Here is an 8,852-nt window from a genome sequence, read left to right on the forward strand (position 1 = left end):
CCGTGACTCAGTGCGACGAAGCGGTCTTGACCGCTTCAGGCGCCTTCCAGGCGGTCGCCGTCACGGGCGCACCGTCGCTCAGGCGCTCCATGCCTTCGACGACGATCCTCTGGCCCGCCTGCAGCCCCGACTTGATGCGATAGCTGCGGTTCGTCAGCTCGCCCACTTCAATGGACTTCAGGTGCGCCTGGTTCTTGGCGTCGAGCACCCAGACCTGCGGCTTGCCGCCCGCGCGGACGATCGCCTGTTGCGGCACGGTCAGCGCGTTCTCGAAGTGCCCACGCGGGATGCGGGCCCGCACGTACATGCCCGGCAGCAGCTCGCGCTTCGGGTTGTCGACCAGCACGCGCAGCAGCACGTCGCCGGTGCCCGGGTCGACGTTGACGCCCGAGAACAGCATGCGGCCCTTCACGTCGTAGCGCGAGTCGTCGTCGCGCAGCACGTCGACCGGCAGCCCGTTGCCCGCGGTGTCCGGCTGGGCCGCGAGCGCGCCGCGCAGCGCTTCGAGCGACGCGGCCGGCTGGCGCACGTCCACGTAGACCTGGTCGATCTGCTGGATGCGTGCCATCGGCTGGCTGTCGCTGCTGGCGACGAGCGCACCCTCGGTCACGAGGGCCTGGTCGATGCGGCCCGTGATCGGCGCTTCGACGGTCGCGAACTTCAGGTCGAGCTGGCGGCGGGCGAGCGTCGCGCGCGCCTGCGCGACGTCGGCGGCCGCCTGGTCGCGTTGCGACACCGAGTCGTCGTACACCTGGCGGCTGATCGCGTCGGCCTCGACCAGCGGCTTGAGGCGGGTGGTCTGCACCTTGGCCCGCGCGAGCGCGGCTTCCGCGCGTTGCAGGGCGGCCGCGGCCGTGTCCATGTCGGCCTTGAACGGCGCCGGGTTGATCTGGAACAGCGGCTGGCCGGCACGGACTTCCGTGCCCTGCTCGAACAGCCGCCGCTGCACGATGCCGCTGACCTGCGGCCGGATCTCGGCGATCCGGACGGCCGCGACGCGGCCCGGCAGGTCTTCGGTCAGGTCGAGGGGGGCGCCGGCCAGCGTCATCGCCGCAACCGGGGTGGCCGGCGCGGCGGCCTGCTGTTCGGTGGGCCCGCAGCCCGCCAGCATCGCCGCCACCAGCGCGCACACGGCGCCGTAGCAGGCTCGTTTCTGATTTTTCATGTGGACTCCATAGACGCAGGCACCCAGCGGCCCGCATTTTCGGATCGAAGTGTGCGTGCGCCCGATGGAGTTTTTTGTGCGGAAAGATGGAGGTTCGATGGAGGGCGTGAAAGATTCGCGGAAGGGCGATTCGCGGGCGGAGTGAGCCGGAAGATGATGGGCGCCGAGGTGGCGTGGCGCTATTCGGAAGCGGGGTGGGCGGCGCGCGAGTCCCGGAGTGACGCAATCGTCTGATGAAATGCCGGGGGCTGTGTGCGCTATCGGCATGCCCGGGCCGGCGCCCGGGGGGATGCTATTGCGAGGTTCGCGTCGGTGGGGGCGGCGCGGGATGGATCAGGGCCGGCGCGCAAGGCGCGTCGACCGCTCGCCGGGAGGTTTACCGCGGGTCGGTGTCGGCAGTGCGCTGCGTGGTGGACGGCAGGTCCTTCCGGCTCGGCGCGGTTGCGCGCACCGATGCGGGGCTGTCGGGCCAGCGCAACGCGAACGACGTGCCGCCGCGCGCGGTTGGGCGACACGATGCTTCTCCGTCGTGCGCCTGCGCAATGGCCGCCACCACGGCCAGCCCCAGGCCGCTGCCGCCTTTCTGGTCGGAATGCGTATCGTCCACGCGCCGGAAGGCATCGAAGATCCGGGCTGCGCAATCGGCAGGGATGCCCGGACCTTCGTCTTCGACCACCAGCTGGCACGTCCCGTTTTCGACCCGCGTGTGAATGCGGATCGCACCGGGCACCGCGTAGCGCCGTGCATTCTCCAGCAGCGCGAGCAGCGCCTGGCGCATCCGGAACGCGTCGCAGCGCACGGGCCGCGTATCGAGATCGAGCACCATGTGCTGACCGGCCGCGGCCAGCGAATCCTCGAACATCTCGACGACCGCCTTGACGTGCATCGCCAGGTCGGTCTCCTGGATACTGACGCTCAGATGCCCGCTTTCGGCGAGGCTGATCACGCGGAGATCCTCGATCAGGCGCGTCAATCCTTCCGCCTGGGTCAACAGGCTTCGGAACAGCGCCTCGCCCGGCTGGAAGACGCCTTCGGCCAGCCCCTGCAGCCGCCCGCGCAGGACCGTGACCGGCGTACGCAGTTCGTGCGCGATCGCGGCATTCCAGAATGCCTGCTCGTCCGTCATCCGCTGCAGCTGGGCGGCGAGCGCATTGAAGTCGTCCGCGATCAGCGCGGCTTCGCGAATCGATCGATCGCCGGCGACGGCGCGCGCGGTCAGGTCGCCCCTGGCGACGCGACGAATGCTGTCCGCGACCGAGTTGAGCGGCACCAGGATCCGATGCGCGAGCCGGGCCGACACGACAATGGCGAGTATCAGGCCGATCAGCAGCGTGATACCCAGGCATATCCACTCGGGGTTGGACGGAATCCAGCTTGTCTGGTGGCAAAACTCGCTCCAGTGCCGGAGCATCACGTAGTAGAAAACATAGGTCATCAGCACGACGATCAGCATGATGCCGAGCGCCAGCTCCGCCATCGACACCGCAATCTTGCGGCCCAGACCACCGAGTTTCATTTCGTGCTCCAAAGCATGGCGTTGCGTCGATTCACGACGGGACAGTCGTGCGGTTGGATGGCCGTGGCGTCAAGGGAGGGGTGTGATCGCGGCGGGCGAGCGGTATGCGTCGGGGCGTCGAGGTTTCCCGCGGCAGGTGTGTCGGAGGTGCGATGTCGCTCGAGACCGGAAAAGGCCGGGCTGGTATCGACGGGATCGTTCCCGGCCGACGGGGACAGCGGCCAAACAGCGCGATGTGTGCGGGACGATATGCGTTCTTCAATCATGGTGTCCGCTCGGGATTTTGCTATTCACTTCATCGAGTCGCAATATTACCGCACGTAATTGGCCATCGGATGACAGGATGATTCGGTGTACGTTGGAACGCGCGCGGCGAGTTCGTCGTTTTTCCGCTGCCGTTGGGGATGGTTAAGTTCGGCTTGAAGTTGCAGCGCGGTCTATCCGCCCGTGAATGGCGCCGCCGCGGCGCGTACTGTCGCCGCCCGGATACACTGACGCCTTCGCCGTATGCGTCGCGGCAGTGTGGGCCGTCGGCTGCGGATTCGTGGAGAGATCACCCATGAGCATCGTCGTTCGTCGAAACCGGATCGCCAGCCGATTAGGCCGGGTGCTCATCTCGGGCGCGTTGATCGCTTCCGTCGTCGGCTGTGCGGCGACGGCGGTCGACGACACGTCCATCGCGCCGGATCTGCATGAAACCGTCGTCAAGGTGCCGGTCGATGAGGGGGCGAGCACGCGCGACATCGTCGCCACCACGTACATGCCGGATGGCCCCGGACCCTTTCCGCTGATCGTGCTGAGCCACGGCAGCCCGCCCGATCCGCGCGACCGGCCGAAGGTGCGCCGCTATCGCGCGTTGCCGCAGATCCGGACGTTCGTGAAGCTCGGGTTCGCGGTCATCGTGCCGATCCGCCGCGGGTATGGGGCGACGGGCGGGGTCGATGAAGAGGATGCGGGTTCGTGCCGGCATCCCGATTACCTCGCTGCCGGGCAGCAGGCCGCGCGCGATGTGCTCGCGGCCGTGCGGTATGCGCAGACGTTGCCGCAGGTGGATCGAAACCGCGTCGTGCTGGTCGGGCAATCGGCGGGTGGGTTTGCTTCGCTGGCGGCGGCGAGCTACGCGCCGCAGGGGGTGGTCGCGGTGGTGAATTTCTCGGGTGGGCGTGGGGGGAACCCGACGACTCATCCCGGCATGCCGTGCGATCCGAAGCAGATGGCGGACACGATCGGGCATTTCGCGAGCACGACGCGGGTGCCGGTGCTGTGGCATTACGTGCAGAACGACAAGTATTTCGCGCCGGAGGTGGTGGCGACGTGGTTCGCCGCTTTTCAGGGGGCGGGTGGGCGCGGGCAGATGGTTGTCGAGCCGCCGTTTGGCAAGAACGGGCACGGGATGTTTGCCGTCAAGGACGCGATACCGATCTGGTTGCCGCACTTCGAGGCGTTTGTGGGGCCGTTGGTGGCGGTGAAGTAGGAGGCTGATTCGGGGGGGCGGTCGAATCGGGGCGCAGGGAGTGGGCACTTGCCTGTTGTGATCGTCGGCCGCAGGTCGAACGGTGGAGCGCGTTTGCGAGTCGTGGTTGGTGGCAGAGGTCAAGTGGCCCTTTCCCGCGCTATGAGGACGTTACCGTACCCGTGCGTCTGCGAGCGGTACTTCAATGACCGGTAGTGCCTGTCCTTTGCTTGAAAGGGCCCCGGTCAGAAAGATGAGCCGAGGCCAGCGCTACAGGGTGTTGCAGCGGCCGCTGCCGGCCCGAAACGGGCATTTCCCGTGCCAGATCGAATGACCCGAGCTCACTCGTCAACGGTCGATTGCGTCGCCACGTTCAAGAACATCGCCGAATGATTTCGAGGTCCTCAACACGCTCGACGGAGTAATGTCCGTCGCGGCTGTCAATGTGATACACATCGACCTTCATCGGCGTTCCGAAACGGACTGTTACCTCATAATTTTCCCCGGATTTGGGGGTGAAGCGAAAGGCGCTGTCGTATTGGTCTCGTCCCGGAAGGGCAACGCGCAGCGTCAGCAAGTGATCGGCTTGCATCCTGAGTTCGAAGTAACTTTGGTCGATATATTTATCGGCGATCGGCATTCCCAGCCTCGGCTGTTGTCGATGCGTCGAAAAGAGAATGATCGTGTGATCGTCTTTGAAACGAATACCCGCCACGCCAATGGGTTCTCCGCCCAGCGGATCGCTCGGCACGTAGCAACCCGGCAACGGAGGGGGTTGATAGAGGTAGAACCTACCTTCGCCGATTTCACGGAAGCGAACGTTTGCAGTCGGCACGCCTGGCGGTGGCATGTAGTTTGTTGTTACACACCCTGTCATCGACAAGGAGAATGCAAACATCGCCAATCGAGTCACGAGTGTCGCCGCCGATGCTTTAACTTTCATTGGTGCGCAACCTCGTGTTTTACCTCTACCGTGCCGCTATAAGCATTGGGGATCGCCCACCGTTTGCCGGTTTGTGCCGTGAGAATCATCCGATCGGATTCTGACGAAGCCGAGTAGAGGATAAAGAATCGTGCGCCGGAAGGGACGAGGAAGTAGGTTTGTCTATAGTGGCCCTTCACGAAGGTCGAACCGTCGGTGCTCTCGAATGACTCGACGTTGCTGACAACGCGCTTGTCAGCATCGAGGAACATGACATACGGCTTCAGCACAGTTGCCAGCGGCAACCACGAACTCGAAAACCATGTGCGGACGCGCAAAGTGGTTGCCGTGGACTGTTGATCCAGGGAGAAGGGAGCATAGACGCCAAGGCCGTCTGGAAATCGAGCCACCGGAGAAGTGCTCGCGTCGAAGTCAATCGTTTTTGCCTCGTTCAGTGCAAGTGGCTGATAGGACATCTCTGCGTAGCTCTTCACGCCGATCCGTGATTCAGCCAAAGGCGTAGCCACAAGTTGCCGGGTTGCACATCCACTAAGCGCCGCACAAATTAGCCCGATTCCAATCCAGAATTGCCGTTTCACGTCGTTCCCGAAACTCGATTTCCCAATAGATCCCTGATTACGGCAATCGCAGGCGATTCTTTAGCGCAAACGCGTGGATGAGCAATGTCCACCGCAAACAGGCCGGAACTCGGCGTCCGATGGCCGACGCGAAACGGACGTCTCACCTATCTCGGCGTACGTGTCGCCTTGGCTGGCAAGCGACCGCCATTGCGGCAATCCAGCCGCGGCTGCCACTCGGATAGCCCCGGCCGGGTATGTCGATTGCTCGCCGATACATCGGAAGAATAAAACCCACCCCCGCCCAAACCCCCGCCCAGCCAGCCTTCCCCCGCCCAACCCCCAAATCCCGTGGCCGATTTTGTCACCACATGGGCCGGATATGACAATAAGAATCGCCCGCCCTGGGATTACGATGCCTCACGTCGTCGCCCGGGCCTGAGCCGGTTTTCCCGCCGCTCGCCCGATAGCGCCCCTCCTATACCGTCTGATTGGAACATCGACCATGAGCTATCACGCCCCCGTCAAGGACATGCTGTTCGTGCTGAAGGAACTGGCCGGCATCGACGCCGTTGCGCAGTTGCCGGGCTTCGAGGATGCCGGTTACGACACGGCGCAGGCCGTGCTCGACGAATCCGCGAAGTTCTGCGGCGAGGTGCTGGCCCCGCTGAACGTCGAAGGCGACCGCAACCCGAGCAGCTGGAAGGACGGCGTCGTGACCGCGACGCCCGGCTTCGGCGACGCATTCCGCCAGTTCGTCGAAGGCGGCTGGCAGGGGCTGCAGCATCCGTCCGAATACGACGGCCAGGGGCTGCCGAAGCTGATCGCGACGCCGTGCATCGAGATGCTCAACGCGTCGAACCTGTCGTTCGCGCTCTGTCCGCTCCTCACCGACGGCGCGATCGAAGCGCTGCTGACGGCCGGCACCGACGAACAGAAGCAACGCTACGTGCCGAAGCTGATCTCGGGCGAATGGACCGGCACGATGAACCTGACCGAGCCGCAGGCCGGCTCCGATCTCGCGCTGGTGCGCTCGCGCGCCGAGCCGCAGGGCGACGGCACGTACAAGGTGTTCGGCACGAAGATATTCATCACGTGGGGCGAGCACGACATGGCGGACAACATCGTCCACCTGGTGCTGGCGCGCACGCCGAACGCGCCGGAAGGCGTGAAGGGCATCTCGCTGTTCATCGTGCCGAAGTTCATGGTCAACGACGACGGGTCGCTGGGCGCACGCAACGACGTGCACTGCGTGTCGATCGAGCACAAGCTCGGGATCAAGGCGAGCCCGACGGCGGTGCTGCAGTACGGCGACCATGGCGGCGCGATCGGCTACCTGGTCGGCGAGGAAAACCGCGGCCTCGAATACATGTTCATCATGATGAACGCGGCGCGCTTCGGCGTCGGGATGCAGGGGATCGGCGTGGCCGACCGCGCCTACCAGAAGGCCGCGGAATTCGCGAAGGAACGCGTGCAGAGCCGTCCGGTGGACGGTTCGGCCAAGCAGTCGGTGACGATCATCCATCACCCGGACGTGCGCCGCATGCTCGGCACGATGCGCGCGCTGACCGAAGGCGCGCGGGCGCTGGCCTACGTGGCCGCCGCGCACAGCGACATTGCCCACCGCCATTCGGACGAGGCGACGCGGGCCCGTCATCAGGCAATCTACGAATATCTGGTGCCGGTCGTGAAGGGCTGGAGCACGGAGATGGTGAACGACGTGGCGAGCCTGGGTGTGCAGGTGCACGGCGGGATGGGCTTCATCGAGGAGACGGGCGCGGCGCAGTATTACCGCGATGCCCGTATCCTGGCGATCTACGAAGGCACGACGGCGATCCAGGCGAACGACCTGGTGGGCCGCAAGACGATGCGCGACGGCGGCGCGGTGGCGAAGGCGCTGATCGCGGAGATCGGCGACACGGTGGCGGCGCTGGGCAAGCTGGACGGCGCGGCGGCTGCGTCGGTGAAGGCGCAGCTGGAGAAGGGCGCGAAGGCGCTGTCGTCGGTGGTCGATTACGTGGTGGCGAACGTGAAGCAGGATCCGAACGCGGTGTTCGCGGGCAGCGTGCCGTACCTGAAGCTGGCGGGCGTGGTGCTGTGCGGGTGGCAGATGGGCCGCGCGCTGGTGGCGGCGCACGCGAACCGTGCGAGCGACCCGGCGTTCTTCGATGCGAAGATCGCGATCGCGCAATGCTATGCGGAGCACGTGCTGGTGCAGGCAGGCGCATTCGAAGCGTCGATCGTCGGCACGAAGGGCAACGAGGGCGTGCTCGCGTTGACGGAAGACCAGTTCTGACCGGCTGACGGTCGGGACGCAGGAGGAGACAGGATTTTGACCACACAGGACTTGCTCGCGCAGTACGGCCCGCGCGAATCGATGGAATACGACGTCGTGATCGTCGGCGGCGGCCCCGCCGGGCTGTCGGCGGCGATCCGGCTCAAGCAGCTGGCCGCCGAGAAAGGCACCGAGATCGGCGTGTGCGTGCTCGAGAAAGGTTCCGAGATCGGCGCGCACATCCTGTCGGGCGCGGTGATGGACCCGCGCGCGATCAACGAACTGTTCCCCGACTGGAAGGAACGCGGCGCGCCGCTCGACGTCGAGGTGACGGAAGACCGCTTCCTGTTCCTGTCCGAGAAGAGCGCGGTCACCACGCCCAACTGGGCGCTGCCCGCCAACTTCCAGAACCACGGCAACTACGTGATTTCGCTGGGCAACGTCACGCGCTGGCTGGGCCAGCAGGCCGAGGCGCTGGGCGTCGAGATCTTCCCCGGGTTCCCCGCTGCCGAGATTCTCTATAACGACGACGGCTCGGTCAAAGGCGTCGCGACCGGCAACATGGGTGTGGGCAAGGACGGCGAGCCGACCGAGAACTTCCAGCTCGGTATGGAGCTGCACGCGAAATACACGCTGTTCGCCGAAGGCTGCCGCGGCCATCTCGGCCGCCAGCTGATCTCGAAGTTCAAGCTCGACGCGAACGCGGAGCCGCAAGCCTACGGGATCGGCATCAAGGAACTGTGGGAGATTGATCCGGCCAAGCACAAGCCGGGCCTCGTGATCCACACGGCCGGCTGGCCGCTGAAGTCGGACACCTACGGCGGCTCGTTCCTGTATCACATGGACAACAACCAGGTCGTGGTCGGCTTCGTGGTGGGCCTCGGCTACACGAACCCGTACCTGTCGCCGTTCGAGGAATTCCAGCGCTACAAGACGCATCCGT

The 8,852-nt window shown here is 65.3% G+C and carries 7 protein-coding genes; 3 read left to right on the top strand and 4 right to left on the bottom strand.

The genetic code is table 11. From position 1 onward, the window contains the following. Positions 1-7 precede the first annotated feature (7 nt). Together G3N96_RS02515 and G3N96_RS02520 are read right to left on the bottom strand one after the other, a co-directional pair. Positions 8-1,165 carry an efflux RND transporter periplasmic adaptor subunit gene (locus G3N96_RS02515; protein WP_206136125.1) on the bottom strand — a complete coding sequence of 386 codons (1,158 nt, stop codon included), beginning with the start codon at positions 1,163-1,165 and terminating at the stop codon, positions 8-10. Positions 1,166-1,541: 376 nt separating this feature from the next. Continuing rightward, positions 1,542-2,681 (bottom strand): ATP-binding protein, encoded by a 1,140-nt coding sequence (locus G3N96_RS02520; protein WP_206136126.1) that lies wholly within the window; start codon positions 2,679-2,681, stop codon positions 1,542-1,544. A gap of 559 nt (positions 2,682-3,240) precedes the next feature. Between G3N96_RS02520 and G3N96_RS02525 the strand changes: the two genes are divergently transcribed. Beyond that, positions 3,241-4,155 carry an alpha/beta fold hydrolase gene (locus tag G3N96_RS02525; RefSeq protein ID WP_206136127.1) on the top strand — a complete coding sequence of 305 codons (915 nt, stop codon included), beginning with the start codon at positions 3,241-3,243 and terminating at the stop codon, positions 4,153-4,155. Between the two features lie 352 nt (positions 4,156-4,507). Here G3N96_RS02525 and G3N96_RS02530 read toward each other — a convergent pair whose 3' ends face one another. Both G3N96_RS02530 and G3N96_RS02535 read right to left on the bottom strand, forming a co-directional pair. Beyond that, positions 4,508-5,077, bottom strand: a complete 570-nt coding sequence (locus G3N96_RS02530) for a hypothetical protein (protein ID WP_206136128.1) — start codon at positions 5,075-5,077, stop codon at positions 4,508-4,510. Next, positions 5,074-5,550 (bottom strand): hypothetical protein, encoded by a 477-nt coding sequence (locus G3N96_RS02535; protein ID WP_206136129.1) that lies wholly within the window; start codon positions 5,548-5,550, stop codon positions 5,074-5,076. Before G3N96_RS02535 ends, G3N96_RS02530 begins: the two co-directional genes overlap by 4 nt. A 589-nt stretch (positions 5,551-6,139) precedes the next feature. Here G3N96_RS02535 and G3N96_RS02540 point away from each other — a divergent pair. Together G3N96_RS02540 and G3N96_RS02545 are read left to right on the top strand one after the other, a co-directional pair. Next, on the top strand, positions 6,140-7,930 hold the full coding sequence (locus tag G3N96_RS02540) for an acyl-CoA dehydrogenase (protein ID WP_206136130.1): 1,791 nt from the start codon (positions 6,140-6,142) through the stop codon (positions 7,928-7,930). A gap of 36 nt (positions 7,931-7,966) precedes the next feature. Further along, the coding region (locus tag G3N96_RS02545) for an NAD(P)/FAD-dependent oxidoreductase (protein ID WP_206136131.1) at positions 7,967-8,852 on the top strand (886 nt) is incomplete at its 3' end.

Origin of the sequence: Burkholderia sp. Se-20373 (assembly GCF_017104705.1) — a bacterium.
Classification (GTDB): domain Bacteria; phylum Pseudomonadota; class Gammaproteobacteria; order Burkholderiales; family Burkholderiaceae; genus Burkholderia.